The 20528-nt window shown below is 45.4% G+C and carries 20 protein-coding genes and 1 pseudogene; 3 read left to right on the top strand and 18 right to left on the bottom strand.

What is annotated here, in order from left to right; all coding sequences use genetic code 11:
* Window positions 1-94 precede the first annotated feature (94 nt).
* Window positions 95-1387 (top strand): leucine-rich repeat protein, encoded by a 1293-nt coding sequence (locus ACESSO_RS15030; protein WP_373166357.1) that lies wholly within the window; start codon window positions 95-97, stop codon window positions 1385-1387.
* Between the two features lie 52 nt (window positions 1388-1439).
* Window positions 1440-2378 carry a hypothetical protein gene (locus ACESSO_RS15025; protein WP_373166356.1) on the top strand — a complete coding sequence of 313 codons (939 nt, stop codon included), beginning with the start codon at window positions 1440-1442 and terminating at the stop codon, window positions 2376-2378.
* A 56-nt stretch (window positions 2379-2434) separates the two neighbouring features.
* Here the strand turns inward: ACESSO_RS15025 and ACESSO_RS15020 are convergent, their stop codons facing one another.
* From ACESSO_RS15020 to ACESSO_RS14995, 6 genes and pseudogenes are all read right to left on the bottom strand, one after another.
* On the bottom strand, window positions 2435-3118 hold the full coding sequence (locus tag ACESSO_RS15020; protein ID WP_373166355.1) for a transposase: 684 nt from the start codon (window positions 3116-3118) through the stop codon (window positions 2435-2437).
* Window positions 3119-3258: 140 nt separating this feature from the next.
* Complete coding sequence (locus ACESSO_RS15015; protein ID WP_373166354.1) at window positions 3259-3900, bottom strand: transposase; 642 nt, start codon at window positions 3898-3900, stop codon at window positions 3259-3261.
* 118 nt (window positions 3901-4018) lie between these two features.
* Window positions 4019-4870 carry a hypothetical protein gene (locus ACESSO_RS15010; RefSeq protein WP_373166353.1) on the bottom strand — a complete coding sequence of 284 codons (852 nt, stop codon included), beginning with the start codon at window positions 4868-4870 and terminating at the stop codon, window positions 4019-4021.
* Window positions 4871-4988: 118 nt separating this feature from the next.
* Window positions 4989-5411: pseudogene (locus tag ACESSO_RS15005) on the bottom strand (S-layer homology domain-containing protein); the annotation flags it as partial.
* Between the two features lie 270 nt (window positions 5412-5681).
* Window positions 5682-7322 (bottom strand): S-layer homology domain-containing protein, encoded by a 1641-nt coding sequence (locus ACESSO_RS15000; RefSeq protein ID WP_373166352.1) that lies wholly within the window; start codon window positions 7320-7322, stop codon window positions 5682-5684.
* A gap of 189 nt (window positions 7323-7511) precedes the next feature.
* Window positions 7512-8453 (bottom strand): S-layer homology domain-containing protein, encoded by a 942-nt coding sequence (locus tag ACESSO_RS14995; RefSeq protein WP_373166351.1) that lies wholly within the window; start codon window positions 8451-8453, stop codon window positions 7512-7514.
* 203 nt (window positions 8454-8656) lie between these two features.
* On the opposite strand from ACESSO_RS14995, the gene guaA reads away from it, so the two are divergent.
* Entirely contained in the window at window positions 8657-10201 is a 1545-nt protein-coding gene (gene guaA, locus ACESSO_RS14990) for a glutamine-hydrolyzing GMP synthase (RefSeq protein ID WP_373166350.1), read from the top strand.
* Window positions 10202-10310: 109 nt separating this feature from the next.
* Here the strand turns inward: guaA and ACESSO_RS14985 are convergent, their stop codons facing one another.
* The 12 genes from ACESSO_RS14985 to ACESSO_RS14930 all read right to left on the bottom strand — a co-directional run bounded on the left by ACESSO_RS14985 (window position 10311) and on the right by ACESSO_RS14930 (window position 20518).
* The gene (locus ACESSO_RS14985; protein ID WP_373166349.1) at window positions 10311-11009 is read right to left on the bottom strand and encodes a metallophosphoesterase; all 699 of its coding nucleotides are present in this window, start codon (window positions 11007-11009) and stop codon (window positions 10311-10313) included.
* Between the two features lie 15 nt (window positions 11010-11024).
* Window positions 11025-12149, bottom strand: a complete 1125-nt coding sequence (locus tag ACESSO_RS14980) for a tyrosine-type recombinase/integrase (protein WP_373166348.1) — start codon at window positions 12147-12149, stop codon at window positions 11025-11027.
* A complete protein-coding gene (locus ACESSO_RS14975) occupies window positions 12150-12347 on the bottom strand; it encodes a DUF3173 domain-containing protein (RefSeq protein ID WP_373166346.1) in 198 nt (65 codons plus the stop codon).
* Window positions 12328-13128, bottom strand: coding sequence for a Rep protein (locus ACESSO_RS14970; protein WP_373166345.1), 801 nt, complete (start codon window positions 13126-13128; stop codon window positions 12328-12330). The genes ACESSO_RS14975 and ACESSO_RS14970 overlap by 20 nt, the downstream gene beginning before the upstream one ends.
* A 200-nt stretch (window positions 13129-13328) precedes the next feature.
* On the bottom strand, window positions 13329-14636 hold the full coding sequence (locus ACESSO_RS14965) for an FtsK/SpoIIIE domain-containing protein (RefSeq protein ID WP_373166344.1): 1308 nt from the start codon (window positions 14634-14636) through the stop codon (window positions 13329-13331).
* A complete protein-coding gene (locus ACESSO_RS14960) occupies window positions 14633-14968 on the bottom strand; it encodes a hypothetical protein (protein ID WP_373166343.1) in 336 nt (111 codons plus the stop codon). The genes ACESSO_RS14965 and ACESSO_RS14960 overlap by 4 nt, the downstream gene beginning before the upstream one ends.
* 34 nt (window positions 14969-15002) lie before the next feature.
* A complete protein-coding gene (locus tag ACESSO_RS14955; RefSeq protein WP_373166342.1) occupies window positions 15003-15527 on the bottom strand; it encodes a hypothetical protein in 525 nt (174 codons plus the stop codon).
* Between the two features lie 50 nt (window positions 15528-15577).
* Window positions 15578-15985, bottom strand: coding sequence for a hypothetical protein (locus tag ACESSO_RS14950; protein ID WP_373166340.1), 408 nt, complete (start codon window positions 15983-15985; stop codon window positions 15578-15580).
* A 443-nt stretch (window positions 15986-16428) separates the two neighbouring features.
* Window positions 16429-16572 (bottom strand): hypothetical protein, encoded by a 144-nt coding sequence (locus ACESSO_RS14945; RefSeq protein WP_373166339.1) that lies wholly within the window; start codon window positions 16570-16572, stop codon window positions 16429-16431.
* Window positions 16573-16706: 134 nt separating this feature from the next.
* The gene (locus tag ACESSO_RS14940) at window positions 16707-16883 is read right to left on the bottom strand and encodes a hypothetical protein (RefSeq protein WP_373166338.1); all 177 of its coding nucleotides are present in this window, start codon (window positions 16881-16883) and stop codon (window positions 16707-16709) included.
* Window positions 16884-16901: 18 nt separating this feature from the next.
* Complete coding sequence (gene mgtA, locus ACESSO_RS14935) at window positions 16902-19667, bottom strand: magnesium-translocating P-type ATPase (RefSeq protein ID WP_373166337.1); 2766 nt, start codon at window positions 19665-19667, stop codon at window positions 16902-16904.
* Window positions 19668-20020: 353 nt separating this feature from the next.
* Window positions 20021-20518, bottom strand: a complete 498-nt coding sequence (locus ACESSO_RS14930) for a winged helix-turn-helix domain-containing protein (protein WP_373166336.1) — start codon at window positions 20516-20518, stop codon at window positions 20021-20023.
* Between the last annotated feature and the right edge of the window lie 10 nt (window positions 20519-20528).

Here is a 20528-nt window from a genome sequence, read left to right as displayed (position 1 = left end):
ACTGTTTGGTGTGAAGCAGCATGTGGCGATTGCTTGCATGTTGGCATCCCGCTGCTTTTTGACATGTAATTATGTAGTAGAGGAGGTTGGTAACATGAAAAGACTCACAGTTATTTTTCTGGTTGCGCTATTTTTCTGCCTATCGCCGGCATATGCAGCGACTACGGAGCAAAACAGCGGGATCACATGGTCGGTCGACGGGACAACGCTGACCATCAGCGGCGAAGGGGCTATGCCGAACTATACTGCCCCCGGTTATAACTTCCAAAACGAGCCTATAGCCCCTTGGTATGGCATGGATATTGAAAAAGTAATCATTGAGGAAGGCGTCACACGCATCGGCGACTATGCCTTTTTCAATATGAAATCAGTCACTTCGGTCGAAATCCCGGGAAGCGTCTCTTCGGTCGGCAGATACGCATTTTTTGACACTAACATCACGCAAATCGTTTTTCCTGGCTCCATTCATCTTGAAGATTCAGTTTTTGCCGGCTGTTATAATCTTCATTCGGTCACATTTCAGGGGCCAGCATCAATAGACGCATTGGTTTTTAGCGAAAATTACGATTTGACGGCTTTATATTTTCCTGACCGGTCGGCTTCGATCGGGTATTGGGGATTCAGGTCTTCTAGTTTGAAGGCAGTATGGATACCTGCGGATACAGAAGTATCACCCGGAGCCTTTTATATGTCTGCCGACATCCATGGCAACTATCCGTTCAGAGATTTGACAGTGTATGGAGAAAAAGGTTCTTCTGCAGAACAAGGGTGTGAGGAGATTGGCATTCCGTTTGTCGCTCGTGCAGAAACTCCCAGCCTGACGTTCTTCCGTGAGCAGGCCAAATATCCAGCCGGGAAATTCCAAGATATTGCTGCATCGCAAGAGTCTGCGGTCAAAACCGTTTGCGAGCTCGGCATCATGAATGGCCAGTCCAACAGCCGCTTTGCGCCGTCCGGTTCGCTGACCGTGGCCGAAGCGGTAAAAATGGCGGCGATGGTGCATAATACTTATAACGGCTTTCAGGGTGTATTTCCGGTTCGGGCGCAGGGTGCCGCGTGGTATCAGCCTTATGTAGACTATTGTGTTGCGCTGGGAATCATGACCGGGACAGAATTTGACGATTATAACCAACCGGCTACACGCGCACAGATGGCATACCTGTTTGCAAATGCACTGCCGGAGCAGGAACTGGCAGAGATCAGTGATATGTCCGCATTTCCGGATATCACGGACCAAACCCCTTATTTTGAAAGCATTTTAGCACTGCAAAAGGCCGGCATCGTGATCGGAGATGAAAAAGGATATCGTCCGAATGATACGATTTCCCGTCTGGAAGCGGCCATCATCATTTCCCGCGAAACTGTACCGGATATGAGAGTTTCGTAAAAGTTGATGAAGGTAGGGCTGTTAAGGGTAGGATGATAGGAGGGAAGGGCCTATGCGAAGACTGAAATATAGCATGATCGCTTGCTGCATGCTACTCTCTCTTGTGCTTCCCACAGCGTTTGCAGCAGAACCGGAAAATGATGTACCCAAAGTGTCCGGCCTGTCCATCAGTATGAAAATTTCCGAGCCATCGGCCCTGATAAACGGTGAACCTGTTGCTTTGGAAAACGCACCGTTTTTACTGGATCGTGTCCCGTATTTGCCGCTTCGGGAAACGGTTGAGCGATTTGGCGGTATCATTGCGCCAACGTACATCGGCAAGAGAATTTCCGGGGCACTTTATGCATTGCCAGAAAGAAACGATCCGGAGAACTGGTGCTTTTCACAAATCTGGATGGACAATACAGATTACATGCTAAATGGAAGCATGATGCCCCATCACACGGATGATAATTATCGCAGGGATTACGGGGTGGAACAGGCTTCGCTTCTGCCGCAGCTTCACAATGGACGAATTTTTGTTCCGGTTCATGTGATACAGATGAGTGGGCAGATCGAGGTGATTTGGGAGCCGGATGACCAGCGCGTCATCCTTACGATGGCAAGAAACGAAAATGGCATACCGGGATTTGCTGTCGGAAGCGACTTCAGTGGGCTGGATACTGCGGTTCAAGAACGATTTTACCCAGTAGATGATGCCCATCCCGCGCTTGGATTGGATGGGTATTATGAGCAGACCTATACGGATGGCGATATCGAACTGGTTCTGGGTTCCGGATACCGCGAATGGTCGGCATCCCGAAAGGAGATACGGAGCGTAAAGCTGGTTACAGATCGTTATTCCTCGATCCGGGGATTGCGGGTCGGCGACAGCATGGAGCGGTATGAAGATCTGTATGGAACAACCTTGACTGTATCAAAAGACAAGATGCCCATCGAAGTAAAAGACGGCCGGATTACATCTATCAGCTTTGTGGCGCAATCTATTTGATACTGACCAATAGTTGCAACAGAAAGCCCAGTCTGTCGAGAAACCCGGTTCATGCATTAAGCATGGACCGGGTTTCTTGCATATAGAGGGAAAAAGAGGATAAAAACAAATGAAGAGAGCTTCTCCTTCCACAACCATCTGGCCAGTTTTTTGAGATTCATGGCAGCAAATTTGAGCTTCACCCAGTTGGACACCTGAGCCAAGCCTCTGTACTGCGTATAACGCATAGCGTGTTTTTCCTTGGCATCGGCAAAGACCCGCTCAATGGTTTCCTTCCGCCGTTTATACAGTTTCTGGTATTTTGGAGTATAGCGGGCGTCATCGGCTAAGTCCTCGTAGTCTCTCCAGATGTGCCGTTGTACCGTTTTGACACAGTTTTTCGATTGGGTACACAAATGTCGGGTGGGACAGTTGACACATATATTCGGATTACTCCTGTACTCCCGGTATCCATCCCGGTTGGTGGTGCGGTAGGCCAACGCCTGGTACTCCGGGCAGAGCACGCAGTCATAGTACTCGTCATACACATACTTCCACCACTCGTGGCCGCCCTTCATGGTCTGAGGCCGCTTATATGCGATGGACAACACACGTCCATCTTCAAATATCTTTTTGCAGATGTGTGGGGTCTTGTAGGCAGAATCGGCAACAATGGTCTCCACCTCGGGAAAAGCTTCGGTCACACGGTCGCAGACCTCGTCAAATGCAACACTGTCATGTACATTTCCGGGGGTAATCACTGTTTCCAGAACAAATCCATGCTTACACAGGCGGTGTGGGCTTCATACGCAAACTGCCGTTTGTGGTCTCCCTTTACAAATAATCCGCTGTCTGGATCGGTTACGCTTCGGGTTACGGTACGCTGTTTCTTCTTCTTCCGTCAGGCCAATTTTTTCTTAGAGGTATTGTCTCTGTGCTTTTTGGTAGGAGCCGGTGGTTCATCATCGTCATCAAATGGTTTCTTTCCATGGGCCTCTCGATCTGCGTTTACTTCTTCCATCAGTTCCTTGGCATAGTGTTTGGACGCCGCGGGAATCTGGACCTTCACCTGATTCTTGGTATTGGCGTTCGCTTTGATGTGAGTACTGTCCACAAATACCGCCTTAGGGGAAAGGTATCCTGCCTGCGCCACTTCCTCCAGAATCCACGCAAAGACACGGTCTACCGTCTCTTCGGTAAAGCGATGACGGAAATTATAGCTCACCGTGGAGAAATGAGGCGTTTCCTCCTGCAAAGTGTACCCCAGAAACCAGCGGTAATAAATACTGCCGCTTATCTTCTCCGCTGTCCGACGTAGTGAGGGAAAACCATACAGATGCTGGATCAGTACCATTTTGAACAGCACCACAGGGTCTACGCTCGGCCTGCCATTGTCTTCACAGTATAATGGATCCACCATTTCGTACAGGCAATTAAAATCCACTGCCTGATCTATTTTTCGCAGCAGATGATCTTTCGGCACCAAACTGTCTATCCCTACAATCTCTACTACGTCACGGTCCATTTTTCCGCGTTCCAACATCTCACTCACCACCTATAATATTTTACCTCATACAAATGAAAAAGCCCAGCTACCGCTGGACTTTTTGGACAGATTGTTATTTGCTGTCGCGCGCACTTACGGTGTGCTGTGGACAGTATCAGGCTGCAGGCGTGGACTGTGTTTCTGTTGTAGTTTGTGTCGCTTCGCGGGCAGGATAGGTGATTCGCACCTCAAACCATTCAGTTTCCATATTCGAATCATGGCGGATTGAGGTATCCAAAGTATAGTCCACCCCGGCGGTCAGGCCATCGAATGAATAACCATTTTTACCAACCCGTTCAGCAGCGTTATAAGCATAGTAATATTCGCTGACTTTGCGATCATCGTACTGACCACTCAATGTTACGGTTGTTTGTCCGTTGCGGATAGCCGTGCGGATGATCTCAGCCTGACGCTCAGTTTCGTCTTCACCCCATTTGTAGTTGACAATGAATACCTTACCGTTGGACTGTGGGCTGAGACTGTAATCCTTATTGGTATAATCTCCGAAAGCATATCCGTTTTGTTGCATATCATCGCAAGCATCTTGGAGCGCTTCATAGGTATAGCCATCTACCTGATATTCATAATATGTGGCATCTTGGATGGCTTTCTGCAGAATCAGCTCAATCTCATCTGCATGAACGGCCTGTTCTTCCTGAGCCAGTGCCTCGCGGCGGGCAATCTCATCGAAAATATCATTTCGGATTACGGTCAGATACCATTTTCCGTCTTTGATAGAATTACGGTCAAAACCGGACATTGCATATTCGGGATGGGTGCTTTTCCATTCGATAATCAGCTGTTTCTCGGCTTTCAGGACATCTAAATACATGTATTGGTCTGCAGGAATGTAAATATAGTTTTTAACATCATCGTAGGTGATGCTTTCTGCGGCTTGCAGCGATTCTATAGTATTGTAGGGGAAAGAATCGATTTGTTCATGGCAGACAGCAAGTAGTTTTGTCATCAAAGCTTCTTCCTGAGCCTGCTTTTCGGCATCCTCCTGCGCCTGCTGCTCTTGTTCGGGGGTCGGGATGGTTATGTTGTCATATTTAGTGCTTGTGCAGGCGTGAGTTGCGCTCCAGTTAGGCGGTTGCGCCCTGAATATCCGGTTGACCGAGCAGCGTCTGTATCTCCTCATCTGTTAACTCCTGCGGTTTTTCCGGTACCACGACTGTGGTATCGGTATCCGAATCAGGCGCCACATAAACATCCGAAGCACGGTACAGGAACGTTGCGATTTCTGCGCGGGTGCAAGGCTGATCGGGTGCAAAGGTGCTGGCAGAAGTGCCGGCGGTAATTCCTTCCGTGACTGCCCAGCGAACAGCGCTGAAATAATAGGCATTTGCCGCAACATCTACAAACGGACTGGTGCCGCTTGCTTTGGGTTGTCCGACTGCACGCCAGAGAAAGGTTACCGTCTGAGCGGGGCTGCAGGATTCGGCAGGGGAGAAATAGGTTCCGCCGGTGCCGGAAGTGATATCATTTTCGACTGCCCAGTTCACCGCGTCGTTGTAATAAGCGTTCTGCGATAATCCGACAAACTGGCCGCAAAAGCGGAAGTAGGCAGTAGGGCAAGCAGGATTGTCATGCTAAGGAGCAGGGAAAGAATTCGCTTTCGAGCAGATTTTATTGCAAAGTACCTCCAATCAAGTATCGTTCACGTGCGTTGAGAAATGCTCTATTTATTTCGCTACCATATTATACCACACAAATACTTGTTCATCTATCATTCGTGGACATCATGTACCGTGTTTTTAAGTAGTTGCACCAGCGCATCATGCAATGGGTTCGCCAGTGGGAAGATACAGCATTGTCTGTGTAGAGGTATCTGCACCTATGTCCATGCGTGTAACACGAATGCAGCCATTTTCAAACGTGATATCAGCCAGACTGTCTAAAGTGAATGGCGTTTGTATTGTGCCGATTATAGTGCCAAACCGGTCAAAGCAAGCAATCGTATTTTGACTGGTTTGCAGCGCATATACGCCCGCTCCATCGGTCGGCAACACGCCCGGACGACCATTCGTTACCGTGACTGTAAACAATGTGGTCGGGTTGCCGCCTGCCGCACAATGAAAGTACTCGTACTGGGTGTCACTCACCCAGCGGCAGTAAATATCCTGTCCAACCTCATCAAGTGCATTGGCATAGCTGCCGGTCAGTGCTTTACCATTCTGGTCGTAAAGCGTGTAGTATCCGTTATCGCCGCCAATATAGTTGGCGCTCCATTTATTGGGGATGATAGTATAGGTCTGAGCGGTGCCCAGTTTGCCGTTTGCAAGCAGCGTATTGGTATTGTCTTGCTCAATCACCACTCGATCTCCTAAGCCGTAGACAAGAGTATCCTGATTGAAGGAGGTCTTATACTGCCAAAGCGTATTGCCGTTTTTATCAATGGCGGCCAACGTATTGGCATTCGCCCATACAATGGCGCGCCCTTCACTCCATACAGTTTTAGGGATAAATTTTTTTCCCGTTGTACCGTCGGCATAAACAACCAAAGCATTTTCATCATCATAGGCCCATGCCCATGCTACCCCGTTTTTCTCATCGATGCCATCGAATATATAACCATCGATCCGTTTGCCGGTTGCAGGCTGATACAGCGCAACATTAGCGTTGTCGTTCCACATCAGGCCAACCCAGTCGCCGAATACGGTGATGTCATAGAAATAACCGTCGGTATCTTCAAAATCGGTCAGCAGGTGATTGCCGTCTTTATCCTCCAGATGCATACGGGATACACCTGCACCAGAGTAATCAAGGACAGCATGATAAGGTGCTTCCGTATTTGGCACAGGCAAAGCAGCATACGACGCATCGTAGAGCCGCAGGATAGTGACGATGGATTGTTCGCGCGTGTACTGTCCGGTTGGGTCAAATGCATTATCTCCCGTACCGGTCATCACCCCGCTATTATATGCCCAATACACGTCGCTGCGCGCCCATGAGCGAATGTTTTCACCGTCGAAAAAAACGTGCGGCATCTTATTTTTCGTGCTGCCAGCATAGTCGGTGCGCAGTGCGGCCAAACGATGCAGCATGGATGCTGCTTCCTGCCGCTGAATCGGGGAGTCGGGGGCAAACCGTCCGTCGCCAACACCGTTTACCACACCGATGGATGCACACAGCAGAACATCCTCGTCTGTACAGTCGGTGAAGGAAACCGAACTAGGTGTAATGTCCTTGAGTTGGCCGTTTGCTTCCCAAATGCGATACAGGGAAGCGGCAAGTGAACAGAATTCTGCTCGTGTGATGGCAGTATCATAGGACGTGTTCAGCGTTTCCGGCACCAGCCCGGCTTCTTGTGCGGTCCACACAGCCTCTTGTGCCCAGTTGCTGGACTGTGTGGATGCAGCGCCGGCAGATACCATCAGCAGACTGACCGTCAATAGCATGGCAAACAGCTTTTTCATAAATATCCTCCTTTTTTTGTGACAGCACGACAGGAAAAGAACTGCTTACATTTTATCACGCTTTCTGGCATGCCACAAGTTTACAGGAGGTGGCAGACTTGCTACTGCATTCAGAGGGAAGGGAGGAGCAAACAGCATAAAGCCCGGTTTAGAATTCTCCTAAACCGGGCTCTTAACGCGCAAGGGCGTTTATTTTCGCATCAAACACATGGCTCGATACAGCATTTCACAGGCGTCCTGCCGTGTGATGGGACTGTCATCACTCTGCATAGCTGCAAGAGGGGACAGAATATCCAAACGGTCCAGACTGCTGATGGCACTGCGCGCCCAATCCATATCGCTGTGTGTGTCCGCTAGCGTATATTGCAGACCGTCCATGGATTCGGACAGAAGATTGTTGATAATCACGCTTGCTTCGGCCAGCGTAATCGGGTTTTGACCTCGAATTTCGTTTAGTCCACCGGAGGTTTGGTAGCCGTTAACCAGTCCGTTGGCAGCAGCCGTACTCACAAAGGGCTTTGCCCACGCAGACAGTCCTCCGTCGTCTGCGAAATCAGTTTGTTCTGTAGGCTCGACAGGGAGGTCCGCGATGGATGTTGCCATCGCAATAAATTCACTGCGTGTTACGGTTTGAGTAGGGCGGAAAAAGGAGCATCCGCCAATGCTTTCGCCGGTCATGACGCCGTTTTCTGCAAGATAGATGGCGGCATAATGGGCAGGATTACCGACCATATCCGAATAGGTGAGGCCCGCACGATTCTTCTGTACATTGATGGTGATGCTTGCTGCCTGCGCGGTGTTGCCTTCCGCGTCGACTGCAGTATAGGAAAACTTGTCTTTTCCTGCTTTGGCACCCGGAGAATAGGATAATATATTACCCTGTATGTTGGCCGTTCCGAGACGAGGCTCTTCGGTGAGCTGATATAACACAATATCATTGACCGTATCCATGGCTTGCAACTCTACTTCGATAGGAATTTCAACGTATGTTTCCGCTTCGACCACCTGCGCTACGGGGATATTTCCTGCAGCTGATGCGGTTGACAGGCTGGAGGCAATGGCTGCCGCCATAATCAAAATGGTGACAGGAAGCAGTATCACAGCAGTCCACAGTTTTTTATCTGCTTTCAAATTTGTTCACCCTTTCCGAACGGTGTTTCTGATGGGCAGTATGCACCGAATTGAAGGGCTTTATGCATAAAATTGCCAGAACTTTCGGCGAAGTTTCGGAAGGCTTGCTGAATGAAGGAAAATCATACGAAAATACTTGCCGAAATTGCAGGAATGTGGCATAATTTTAAGCAGGAAAGCAAGGAATAGAAAGGAGTTCGACGATGGAGAATCATCAGTTTGTTCTTGTGCTGGATTTTGGCGGTCAGTACAATCAGCTGATTGCACGCCGTGTGCGTGAGCATCATGTGTATTGTGAGGTGAAGCCGTATAAAACCTCGATTGATGAAATTCGTGCAATGAATCCAATCGGCATTATTTTTACCGGCGGCCCCAACAGCGTGTATGATGAAAAGTCCCCAAAATGTGACCCTGCGTTGTTTGAGCTGGGTATCCCTGTGCTGGGCATCTGCTATGGCTGTCAGTTGATGGCGCATACGCTCGGCGGCGAAGTGACTGCGGCGCAGGAGGACACTGCGCGTGAGTACGGAAAAACGGAAACATTTTATAACACTTCCTGCAAGCTGTTTAAAGGGTTGCCGGAGCAGGGGATTTCCTGGATGAGCCATGGCGACTATATGGCAAAGGTGCCGGAAGGCTTCTCCTTGGTAGCGCATACGGAAATGTGCCCGACCGCAGCAATTGCAGATGAGGCGCGCGGCTTTTATGGTGTACAGTATCATCCGGAAGTGAACCATACTGAAAACGGTTCGTTGATGCTGAAGAATTTCCTCTATGAGGTTTGCGGCGCTAAGGGCGATTGGACCATGGAGGACTACAAGAACAACTCGATTCGCACCATTCGCGAAAAGGTTGGAACCGGTAAGGTTCTGCTTGCACTGTCCGGCGGCGTGGACTCTTCTGTTGCTGCGGCGCTTCTGGCCGAAGCTGTCGGCAACCAGCTGACTTGTGTTTTTGTCGATCATGGCCTCATGCGTAAGGATGAAGGCGATGAGGTTGAGGCTGCATTTGCAAAGTGGGATATTAATTTCATTCGCGTTGATGCAGAGGCTCGTTTCCTTGGTAAACTGGCAGGTGTATCCGATCCGGAAACCAAGCGCAAGATCATCGGTGAGGAATTCATCCGTGTCTTTGAAGAAGAAGGCAAAAAAATCGGCAAAGTCGACTATCTGGTACAGGGTACAATCTACCCGGATGTCATTGAGTCCGGCGCAGGCGATGCCGCGGTCATCAAGAGTCATCATAATGTAGGTGGTCTTCCGGATTTTGTGGATTTCAAGGAAATCATTGAGCCACTGCGATTGCTGTTCAAGGATGAGGTACGCCAACTCGGTCGTGAACTTGACCTGCCGGAGTATCTTGTGATGCGTCAGCCGTTCCCGGGTCCGGGCTTGGCGATCCGTGTTATCGGTGATATCACGAAAGAGAAACTGGATATTCTGCGCGAAGCAGATTTTATTTTCCGCGACGAGATCGCGAAGGCAGGTTTGGAACACACGATGAACCAGTATTTTGCGGTACTGACCAATATGCGTTCGGTTGGTGTCATGGGGGATGGACGCACCTATGACTACACACTGGCACTACGTTCTGTTACAACAACAGACTTTATGACGGCGGATTGGGCCCGTATTCCGTATGAGGTTCTGGATCGAATTTCGGTCCGTATTGTAAATGAAGTCGCGCATATTAACCGTATTGTTTACGACATCACATCTAAGCCCCCGGCAACCATTGAGTGGGAGTAACGTATAGTCCCCTTGAAAGCCTGATTTTATAAGGCTTTCAAGGGGATTTCCTTATATGTAGCAACCATTTTGCAACCAACACATATTCTTTGATAGTAAATCAAATTCTTTAAAAGTACATTTCTTCCATAGTATCAAGACATAACACCCCTAATTTTCCGTTAAATCCACAACCACAGTCGATTGCGATGTGGTTGTTCATTTTGAGGATTTTTTCATTTCTTCCATTGGATAGAAGCTGTACGGGTGTATGTCCTGTAATCAAAATTTTATCTTCAAAATACACTTTATCATAGTTGGTTTCTGCCCATATTATTTCATACAGTTGATAATCACTTAATCTCTTTGTTTTCTTAAAATTATCTAATCCTGCATGAACCAGAATGTAATCCTGACCGTTGATTGCAATTTCTTCATAGAGTTCAAATTCTTCCAAATATTCTAATATTGTTTGTCTATCTTCTGGTGAGAGCGTTTTAAATTCCTCTAATGTGCTTTGTCCCCCGTTTTCAAACCATGTGAGCATACCTGTCACAAAGTCCTGATTAAAACTGTCAAGCGTATCTTCTGTTATTTCTTCCACCAATTTGGACAATACAGACAGAGCCATGAATTCATGATTGCCAAGCAGGGGAATGATATTAAAGTGGCACATCATATCAAAAAGGATTTTACAAGAGCCTGTCCCTCTGTCAACCACATCGCCAAGTACATACAAAGTATCATTTTCCTGCAATTTGATTGCCTTTAATGCCTGTTGGTATTTCTCGTAATTTCCATGAATATCACTCATAACGTATGTAGCCATAAATTTACCCCATTTCTATTTTGTATTCTCTGTAAGTAAGCCTGAGAGCCTGTCTGCGACCTCTCTGTTTGTATTTGGATATAAATGCCCATAAGTGCCTAATGTGGTTTCTATGTCCTCATGTCCGAGCCTGTCACGTACAACCAAAGCGTTTTCACCAAGAGATATTAAAAGGCTGGCGTGACTGTGCCTTAATGCGTGAATTTTTATCCTGTGAACTCCCGCAAGCTTAGAATGTCGTTCCAAAATATGCCTTGCAGTACTTTTATTAGTGGGCAGTCCGTTATACGATAAGACATATTTTGAAGGGACATTTTTCCGCTGCACCTCCTGCCATTCCAATAAATATTGAATCGTTGTATCATCTAACGCAATCACCCGATTTCCAGCTTTTGTTTTTGGTTCTTTGATGTAAAACTCATTCGCATTTTTATAGTACATGGATTTGCTGACGGACAAGGTTTTCTCTGTAAAGTTAATATCTTTTTCCCATAACAATGCCTGCGCTTCTCCTATCCGCAAACCAGTCATAAACATAAGCCAAAGGAATATAAAAGAAAAATGCTGGTAATAATCTGATTTGTCAATCATTGCGATTACTTTTTGAAATTCCTCGAAAGTCCAAAAATCAATTTTTTGTGAAACTTTTTTTACATTTCCAACCTGCTTCGCAACATTTACTTGAAGCAATCCAAGTTTTACAGCCAAATCCAAACTCATTTGAAAAATGCCGTATATATTCCTGATATAAGAGTTGGAATATTTTTCGGACAATTTATTTTGCCATTTTTTCAGCATAACAGCGTTAATATCTCTTAATTTTGTTTTATAAAAGAATGTGAAATGCAATCTCATAGTAGACTTGCGATTTTCAAAAGTGGATTTTCCAACAGAACGCTTATAATCCGGTTCAAAGTATGTTTCATAAAATTCTCTATAACTCATGGTGCTATTGGTTTTGACTGCTGTTTTAGAGTAATTGTTCATATACTCATCATAAGCGGCTTTGGCTTCCTTTTGCGTACTGAATCCTCTCTGCCAATGGCGAATCCGGTTTCCTTTTTCGTCATACCCTAAATTCGCTACAAAATACCACTTTCCGCTTTTCTTATCCTGATAGACATTTGAAATTTTTGGCATTCACACCACCTCTTTCGGTGGTGTTATTTTTAATCCTAGGATTTCTTCAACGGCTTCTACCGGAACCCGTCCCAGACGTTTGTTGTCATAATAGGCAAATCCTTTGTTTACCATTAGTCTTTTAGCCTTACGGATAATATCAGAAGATTGACTGATACCAAATCCAAGTGCCATCAATTCATTTTTGGTTATCGTCATAAGAACCGATTTCCTTTCTAATTTTGGTGTATCGTACAGTGCTTTCTGTAAACGATAGGTAATTCTCCAAATCCCACGGATTAAACTCCGGGGATTTCCAGGAATATGTTTTGGTAAACACCACATTGTCATTAGAAAAGTCCAAACAGCCTTCTACTTTCAAATAATCAATTTGGGGCATTTTCAAATTCTGTGACTTAAAAAAGGCTTTCTGCTTATAATCTCTTTCGTCAATGTTCTTTGAAAAATATTTACTGACATATCTTCCTCTGTTATCTTTACTATCTACATCGACCTTGTTGATCTTTATGAAGCCATGCCCCCAAACCTTTTGCAAAATCTCGTGTTTAATATATGGAAAATCAAAAAATATCACATGGTAATGAATTGCCCCTCGCTTCTGCTTTTCCCATACCGCCAAATATTTTAGTTGCTGTTTTTTGCTGTTATATAGATAAAAATTTAATCTTTTAATAAATTTGTTAAATTCGTAATTTGTATATGCTACATCGTCAATGTTCTCTTTGAATGTCAAGGTCATGAATTTTGTTTTATCATCAAAATTACAATCAATAATTCTTGCAAGTACCCAGCGCATATTTTCATAATGTTTCTGTTTGCGTTTTAGTGCGTCATAATGCTCCGAAGCGTTTTTTTCTTCCTTGTATTCTTGAATATCTAATTCTTTTTTCTTTTCTTTTTCCGTTTTAACTGTGTGAATGACCGGCTTGTCCAGATACTCCCAAACTTCAATGCTTGTAGGTGTTTCAATGATTTTCACATTGTAATAGTCCACCTTGCTTTTCAAAGTAAAACCCTCATAGTTTACTTCGAGAATACATTGAAAATTCTCCAGATGTTGTCCTATATATCAAGTTAAGTTACACAAGCCTGCGGGCTTGTGACACCTCATTCTTTTGTGTTTTTATCGCTCCGCTCAGTTATGCTCCGCAAACTGTGAAAACACAAAAGAAATGAGGTCTAATGATTTCCGTCTGATATATTTTGCTGATATTTTTTCAACTCCTCGATGAAATTAAATTTTTTGTAGTCCAAGTACGGCGCTTCAAATGATTTCGGCTTTGACCAACCTAAACCATCCAAATAAATATAACCGCCTCCCACAGCACTGATGGAAGATAAATCCTTAATATCCTCACCGAATACCATTCGATATGCTTCGCTGCTCATATTCCCTAGGGCAATCCGCACAGAAAGATTATCTCGCAGTTCGGTGGGAATATTATTGGCATTTGGCTGTTGTGTGCTTAAAACGCAAAATACACCCATTTCCCGCCCTTTCAAAATCACCTCGGTCAAGTTTGCCATAGTTTCTGCAAATACTTTTTTATCCGCACTGGCTCGGAACGCTCCCAATTCATCAAACAGAATAAAGATTGGATTTAGCTTGTAATCAACAAAAGAATATCCATATACAAAATGATCTGCGTTTTCCTTGTAGTCAATAAACCGTTGTTCCATTTTTTCTTTTACAATGCGGGATAGCTTGGCAATGTTGTTTACGTCACTTGCCACATATTCAGCCCCAAGAATACTTTTAAGGCTTGCAAGGTCTGAACGTTTCGGGTCACAGATATAAATATCAGCTTGCATTTTCTTCATCTCAATAATGAGGTAGTTTAAAAATGTTGTCTTGCCTGAACCCGTGACTCCTGCTAATAATAAGTGCGGTTGCTTCAAAATATTCCACGCTAAATTATTGCTCAAAGGCAGGATGGTTGTATTGTTATAAGCGGCGTTTGAATGATTGATAATGATGCGTCTGTCTTTATATCTGCTGAAAATATAATCGCAATAACTGATTGTATCAATCTTATTTTCCAGCGGTAAACCAAGTAAAGCAGATAAGGAAGTATCGAACTGGTTCATTTTGTCAGTATAGATATCCCCTTGTTTGTATGCTCTGATGATAATTTCTGTATCGTTTAAAAGGTAGCCGAATACTGCTGAATTGGAAACCACCTTCTCTCTATCAATGATTTCTGTCTGGCATAAATTATAAGACTGCAAGAAAAAATACAAATTTTTCTCTAACTTAATGTAAAAACGCTGCTTTCGATACCATAGCCACAGCCTTATTATGCCGAATAATATAACCGCAGACCACAAGTAGGAAAAGAACGAATATAAAAAAGAAGGGGAGAGGTTCTCCACCAGAAAACCTCTCCCGATAATTCCAATAAGGGTAGCAGTTATGCAGAAATACAACGGACTATTGACAGGTTTACAGTATAAGGATACGTTTTTGAATTTTTTCTTCTTTTTCATTTGGCAAAATCCACACTGTCGGCCTTAGCCGTAATACAAATTCCCTGTGTCTTGGAGTAATATGAGCCAACTTCCAAATTTGAAAATTTCACCGCTGTCCCAATCGGTATTCCCTCGCTATTTCCAATATCGACGAGAGGAATTTTATTTGAAACTTTTACACTCAACTTTTCCATTTTATGCGCCGGCAAAACTACCGAGTAACGGTATCCGTCCAGCTTATCAGTTCTTGCCCCGTCTTTATACTCATAACTAGGCGTAATGTCGGCAAGGAGAAAAGTTTCTCCAAGGCTGGTGGGATCTATGCGTAAATCTGTAATCTTTAATGGCATAATTTTAATTCCTCTTGGTTGCCCATTTACTTAATTAGTTCCAAACTTCACAAAATCCGGCCACTACCTTCACTAAATATGGATAGGAAAAGCCGCGTTCTCCGATTGTTTCTGCATATTGTTTATCTGCTACGGCTTTAAGTTTTGCAAACAATTCAGAATTTTGCGGCATACGCCCTTTAATCTTTTCGATAGATTCTTCCGTTGCGCTTTCGGCAAAACACTTATAGTCTACACGAAAATCATTTTTAATAAGAAGCTGAATTGGGTCAGGGTCATATGTAAAAGGCTCAATTTTACTTAACGCTTGTAAATTGTCTTTCGCCCATAAATACCAGTTATTTAGGATTTTTTTAGCGGTAGGAATATAGATCTTACATTTTTTTACACTTTCCATTTCAGCTACAAAATCATAAAAAGCACTATCGTATTCCACACCTTGGGTCATAGGCAGGTTTTCTGACTGAAAGATAGCAATCCGTTTAGCATACATCTGAGTAATTCCATAGTGTTCCTTTTCTACATGCTTAATAGTTGCAATCATTTCACTTGCTAACATTTTACTTTCCTCCTGTTCATAGCGAAACAACACTATTATGTTTTTTTAGTTTATTCATTATTGTTTTCCTCCTTTAAAAGTGTGAGATTGTCTGTTTCTTTAAGAATAGCGGCAAACAATATAAGTTTAATAACAAATGGTTTAAACATTTTCTTGGTAGAAAAAACGCTCATAAATTTATTTTGTAACTTCTCGATACCATCCAATACAGCTGCTTCTAAGTTTAAGGCTGTCTGCAAATCAGATATACTGTCATCATAATTTTTAGTAACATTAGGAATATCCATAGAATTGATTGCTTGCCAATCTATTCTATCTAAGTCGTTCTGAATAGCTTTATAGGCCATTCCTACCAAATAACCATTGGTAACTTTCGCTTTAGGGTCAGCGAATTTAATTTGTTTGTATTCCTGAATAGCCACCACTGTTGGTCTACTCAACCTCATTTGAATTCTCATTAAAATACTCCTTTCTTTAACGTATACTAAAATCTACCGAATACAACTGTCTTACTAAAATTAGTATAGCAAAAGGTAAGACATCTGTCAACTCTTTTTGCGGTTAAGAATTCCACCTTAGCTTTGCAACCTTTTTGCAACCAATACAAGAAAATACAACTAAATAATCTGTTGTCAAATTATTTCAAACCCTTATTAGATAAGGAGATTTACTTAAATTACTTGCAAACGGTATGGAGTGGGAGTAATTTCAGAGGCTCGGAAAAGCCTAATTTTGCTGGGCTTTGAGGGGTTAACGCCCTCTGTGGCAACGATTTGGTAACATTTTTTCATTATTCATAAAAAGAGAGCTAACCGATTTTGATTCGTCAGTTAGCTCTCTTTTTCTTTTTATTATAATTTTGTGCAACCAACGGTCCTTCCCGTGGCCTACAATGAGAGGGTCAAAAGAGATCCTGGGGAGGCACCTTCACATAGGCCTGAGCTTTATCAAACTCTGGGTAGTGGTAGCGCCATTTGTCGTAATCCTCTTTGGAAATCTCACCCGCCTCCAACCTGGCGGCGGCCTGCTGCCAGGAACAGAGCATCTCATGCAGCCGAGAAGCGTCCCGTTCTTCCGCACATCGACTTTCAAGCAGACCTCTATCTGGCTCTGGAAAATAACGAGAGCTGCTTACAGCACCAGATGTTCCGTATGTTCGGTGTGGATGGGACAAGCTCCCTACACTTTGCCACCAGTGCCAATCTGATCTGGCCTTTGAGACTTCATGCTCCAGAACACCACATTCATCAAGACAACAATCAATAAAACAACAGCCATTCCAATCCAAAAGCCCATATTGATCCCTAAAAAAGATGTAACGCCAAACAGGTTCATCCAAATTGTTGCCCAATTCATAGGAAACACCTCCAATCTTTAAAGCAGCTCACCGTAGCGCCGGACATAGGCTTTTTTCAGACTGGTAGCCAACACCATATAAAGCAGGATGCACGGAATCAAGTAAACGAAATAGGCAGCAGGCAGGGCTACAAAACCAAGCACTGTTCCAAGGGGCGTAAACGGAATAATCGTAAGTATTGCGATTCCGGTCATGGTCAGCAGAGTCAGCGGCGCAGAGGCTCTGCTCTGGATAAAGGGCAGCTTGGGGGTGCGGATCATGTGAATGACCAGGGTCTGGCTCCACATGGACTCTACGAACCAGCCGGCCTGGAACAGCCCGATGTACTTTGCCTGCATCATGGCAAGTTCTGCTCCGCTGAAATGGGCAGACAGGTCGTTGAACAGCACGCCGCCCGAAATAAAGAGCGGACAGAATACAAAGTACATGAACAGGTAGGTAGTAAAGTCAAAGATGGAGCTGGTGGGTCCGATCCAAAGCATAAAGTTGCCCACGCTGGAGGCATCCCACTTTCGGGGTTTCGCAATAAATTCCTCATCCACATTGTCCCAAGGAATTGCCGTACAGGACAAGTCGTAAATCAGATTCAGGAAAATCAGATGCACGCTCATCATAGGCAGGAAGGGAAGCAGCGCCGATGCAGCCAGCACCGAGAACATATTTCCAAAGTTGGAAGAAGCGGTCATCTTAATGTACTTGATCATATTGGCACAGGTCTTACGGCCTTCAATGATCCCCTGCTCCAGAACCATCAGATCTTTTTCCAGCAGGATGATATCCGCAGACTCTTTGGCGACATCCACTGCGGTATCCACAGAAATACCGATATCGGCTGCTTTCATGGCAGCGGCATCGTTGATGCCGTCACCCATAAAGCCGACGGTGTGACCACTCTCCCGAAGTACCGACACCACCCGGGCCTTCTGATCCGGGGTCAGCTTGGAAAAAACATCCGTGGTTTCCGCTGCTTTTGCCAGCTCGACATCGCTCATGTGTTCCAAATCAGATCCCAGCAGCATATTCCGCACCTTCAGCCCCACCTGTTTGCAGATGGTGCGGGTAACCTTGTCATTATCGCCGGTCAAAATTTTGGTGGTCACGCCGTGATCCTTCAAAGCTTGGATGGCATCCGCAGTGGATTCCTTCGGCGGATCCAGGAAAGCCAGATAGCCGATCAAAACCATGCTGCATTCATCTTTTGTGCCAAATGTACCCACTGGAGAGGGATTACTCTTTTGCGCAATGGCAAGCACGCGAAAACCTTTGTCATTAAGGTCATCCACCGTCTGAAGAATACGCTGGCGCACCTGGTTCGTCAGGGGGTGAACGCTGCCGTCACACTCTGCGAAAGAGCAGATCGACAGCATTTCTTCCACAGCACCCTTGGTCACCATCTGCGTTTTGCCATTCTTATCTTGGACAACGGTGGTCAGGCAACGGCGGGTAAAATCAAAGGGGATTTCGTCCACCTTAGTGTAGTGTTCCGACAAATCTACCAGTCGGGGATCCTCGGCTTCTGCTTCTTCGGTCTTGCGAATGATTGCCAAATCCATCAGGTTTTTGTACCCGGTCTGGAAGTAACTGTTGAGGTAGGCGTGGCGCAGCACCCGGGTGTCGTCCTCCCCGTTTACATTGAGGTGGTATTCCAGCACTACCTGATCCTGGGTCAGGGTTCCGGTCTTGTCGGTACACAGAATATCGATGGCTCCAAAGTTCTGGATGGAGTTGAGGTTCTTAACGATGGTTTGCTTTTTGCTCATGGATACCGCACCTTTGGCAAGGCAGGTGGTCACAATCATGGGCAGCATTTCCGGGGTCAGTCCCACGGCAATGGAGATACCGAAGAGAAAGGCGTCCAGCCAATCTCCCTTGGTGATGCCATTGATGAAGAAAACCAGGGGAACCATCACCAGCATAAAGCGGATCAGGACCCAGGAGACGGCGTTTACTCCCTTGGTAAAGCTGGTTTCTGCCGCCTCTCCCGCTACTGCGGAGGCCATGGAGCCAAACAGAGTATTGTCTCCGACGCACACCGTCACAGCGGATGCGCTTCCGGAAACTACATTGCTCCCCATAAATGCAATATTCGGATAATCCGTTACGCTTCCTTTCTGGTCGCTTACATGAGGCGTTCTCTCCACTGGCTCACTCTCACCAGTCAGGCTGGCTTGGCTGATAAACAGATCCTTTGCCTCCAAAATGCGGACATCGGCGGGAATCATATCACCGGCTGACAGATGCACAATATCGCCTACTACCAGTTCATCCATGGGGATCTCCACCTTCTCCTGACCCTTTCGGGTGACGGTACAGGTGGTGGTGATCATAGCCAGAAGTCTTTCCGCAGCATTGCCGCTTCTGGATTCCTGTACAAAGCGAAGGGTGCCAGAAATGATCACCATAGTCAGAATAATCACTACGGTCAGGCAGTCAAAATCCTCCGGTACGCTTCCGAACAGAGACATGTAGGGAAAAACCATATCCGTCATCGTGGATACAAGCGCCAAAAAGAACAGAATGGCGGTAAACGGGTTGATAAATGCATCAGCCAATCGTCTTACCAAAGATTTTTTCTTCTCGTGGGTTACCTGATTGCTGCCATATTTTGCTCTGCTGGCAGACACTGCTTCTGCGTCAAGGCCGCAAAGTGTGGTGTGCAGATCTTTCAAAACACCTTTAATGGGATTGGTTGCCGCATATTCGATGCGGCGGTTCTGTTCATCGCGGATTACTGCTTTTTCCGCAGCCTGGCGAACAGAAATATGGTTTTGTTTCTTGTTCATCGGTCTTACCTCCCTGTATTGATATAGGGGTAAGCAGGAGTATAGGAAGGACACGGACTTCCGGTCTCCATGCGCTTACCGTTTGATGCCTTTGCGGACTTCCATCGGAATCCATGTCACTCACCTCTCTTTTTATGAACGATCTATATAAAACCGTCGTCTGCAGCATAAAACTACAGAGCGGATTATAATTGCATATAGCGCTCACGCTTTGTAATGTCCTAAACTCTAACCAGGCGACCATCAGCCAGGCAACCATGGAACCCATCATCCTGATCAGTATAAAAAAATCGCAAGAAGAATCACATGGCCAAAACCTTGCGATTTTCTTGCGATTGGGTAAGAATTTCAGATTACAGCTTGTCGTTGAATTTGTAGCCGATGCCCCAAATGGTCAGGATATATTCCGGTGAATCCGGATTTGGTTCAATTTTTTTGCGCAGTTTTCGGATAAACGCCATAATATTACTGTCATCCAGTAAGTAATCATTTTCCCACACCGCCTGGTAAATCTGTTCTTTTGTAAATACCTCTCCGCGGTTGCGGGCTAAAAAGCATAAAATATCAAATTCCTTGGGCGTTAATGCGATCTCCTTCCCATCCCGGCTTACTCTGCGCAACCTCAAATCAATGGAAAGTGTGCCGCAGCAGATGATCTCACTCCCAGCTGTTAGAAATTCTCCCTCCCCCAGTTCCAGCATAAGAGAACCGGTAGTGCCATCCATCAAATCCTTAAAACCTTCCATCAGTTCCCGCGTGGAGGATGTCTGCGGTGCAGAGGTTCGGAGCACGTCTCGGAGCCACTTGACCAATGAGGAATCCAGAGAGATAAAACCGATATTCTTTTTCATTGCGGATTCC

It is taken from the genome of Agathobaculum sp. Marseille-P7918, assembly GCF_964248325.1.
Classification (GTDB): Bacteria; Bacillota; Clostridia; order Oscillospirales; family Butyricicoccaceae; genus Agathobaculum.
This window is presented reverse-complemented; position numbering and strand designations above follow the sequence as displayed.

What these genes read in the sequence shown, in the direction of transcription:
- ACESSO_RS15030 (WP_373166357.1), top strand. Translation starts at nt 95, where the DNA reads ATGAAAAGACTCACAGTTATTTTTCTGGTTGCGCTATTTTTCTGCCTA.
- ACESSO_RS15025 (WP_373166356.1), top strand. Translation starts at nt 1,440, where the DNA reads ATGCGAAGACTGAAATATAGCATGATCGCTTGCTGCATGCTACTCTCT.
- ACESSO_RS15015 (WP_373166354.1), bottom strand. Translation starts at nt 3,900, where the DNA reads ATGTTGGAACGCGGAAAAATGGACCGTGACGTAGTAGAGATTGTAGGG.
- ACESSO_RS15010 (WP_373166353.1), bottom strand. Translation starts at nt 4,870, where the DNA reads ATGACAAAACTACTTGCTGTCTGCCATGAACAAATCGATTCTTTCCCC.
- ACESSO_RS15000 (WP_373166352.1), bottom strand. Translation starts at nt 7,322, where the DNA reads ATGAAAAAGCTGTTTGCCATGCTATTGACGGTCAGTCTGCTGATGGTA.
- guaA (WP_373166350.1), top strand. Translation starts at nt 8,657, where the DNA reads ATGGAGAATCATCAGTTTGTTCTTGTGCTGGATTTTGGCGGTCAGTAC.
- ACESSO_RS14985 (WP_373166349.1), bottom strand. Translation starts at nt 11,009, where the DNA reads ATGGCTACATACGTTATGAGTGATATTCATGGAAATTACGAGAAATAC.
- ACESSO_RS14980 (WP_373166348.1), bottom strand. Translation starts at nt 12,149, where the DNA reads ATGCCAAAAATTTCAAATGTCTATCAGGATAAGAAAAGCGGAAAGTGG.
- ACESSO_RS14975 (WP_373166346.1), bottom strand. Translation starts at nt 12,347, where the DNA reads ATGACGATAACCAAAAATGAATTGATGGCACTTGGATTTGGTATCAGT.
- ACESSO_RS14965 (WP_373166344.1), bottom strand. Translation starts at nt 14,636, where the DNA reads ATGAAAAAGAAGAAAAAATTCAAAAACGTATCCTTATACTGTAAACCT.
- ACESSO_RS14960 (WP_373166343.1), bottom strand. Translation starts at nt 14,968, where the DNA reads ATGCCATTAAAGATTACAGATTTACGCATAGATCCCACCAGCCTTGGA.
- ACESSO_RS14955 (WP_373166342.1), bottom strand. Translation starts at nt 15,527, where the DNA reads ATGTTAGCAAGTGAAATGATTGCAACTATTAAGCATGTAGAAAAGGAA.
- ACESSO_RS14950 (WP_373166340.1), bottom strand. Translation starts at nt 15,985, where the DNA reads ATGAGAATTCAAATGAGGTTGAGTAGACCAACAGTGGTGGCTATTCAG.
- ACESSO_RS14945 (WP_373166339.1), bottom strand. Translation starts at nt 16,572, where the DNA reads ATGCTCTGTTCCTGGCAGCAGGCCGCCGCCAGGTTGGAGGCGGGTGAG.
- ACESSO_RS14940 (WP_373166338.1), bottom strand. Translation starts at nt 16,883, where the DNA reads ATGAATTGGGCAACAATTTGGATGAACCTGTTTGGCGTTACATCTTTT.
- mgtA (WP_373166337.1), bottom strand. Translation starts at nt 19,667, where the DNA reads ATGAACAAGAAACAAAACCATATTTCTGTTCGCCAGGCTGCGGAAAAA.
- ACESSO_RS14930 (WP_373166336.1), bottom strand. Translation starts at nt 20,518, where the DNA reads ATGAAAAAGAATATCGGTTTTATCTCTCTGGATTCCTCATTGGTCAAG.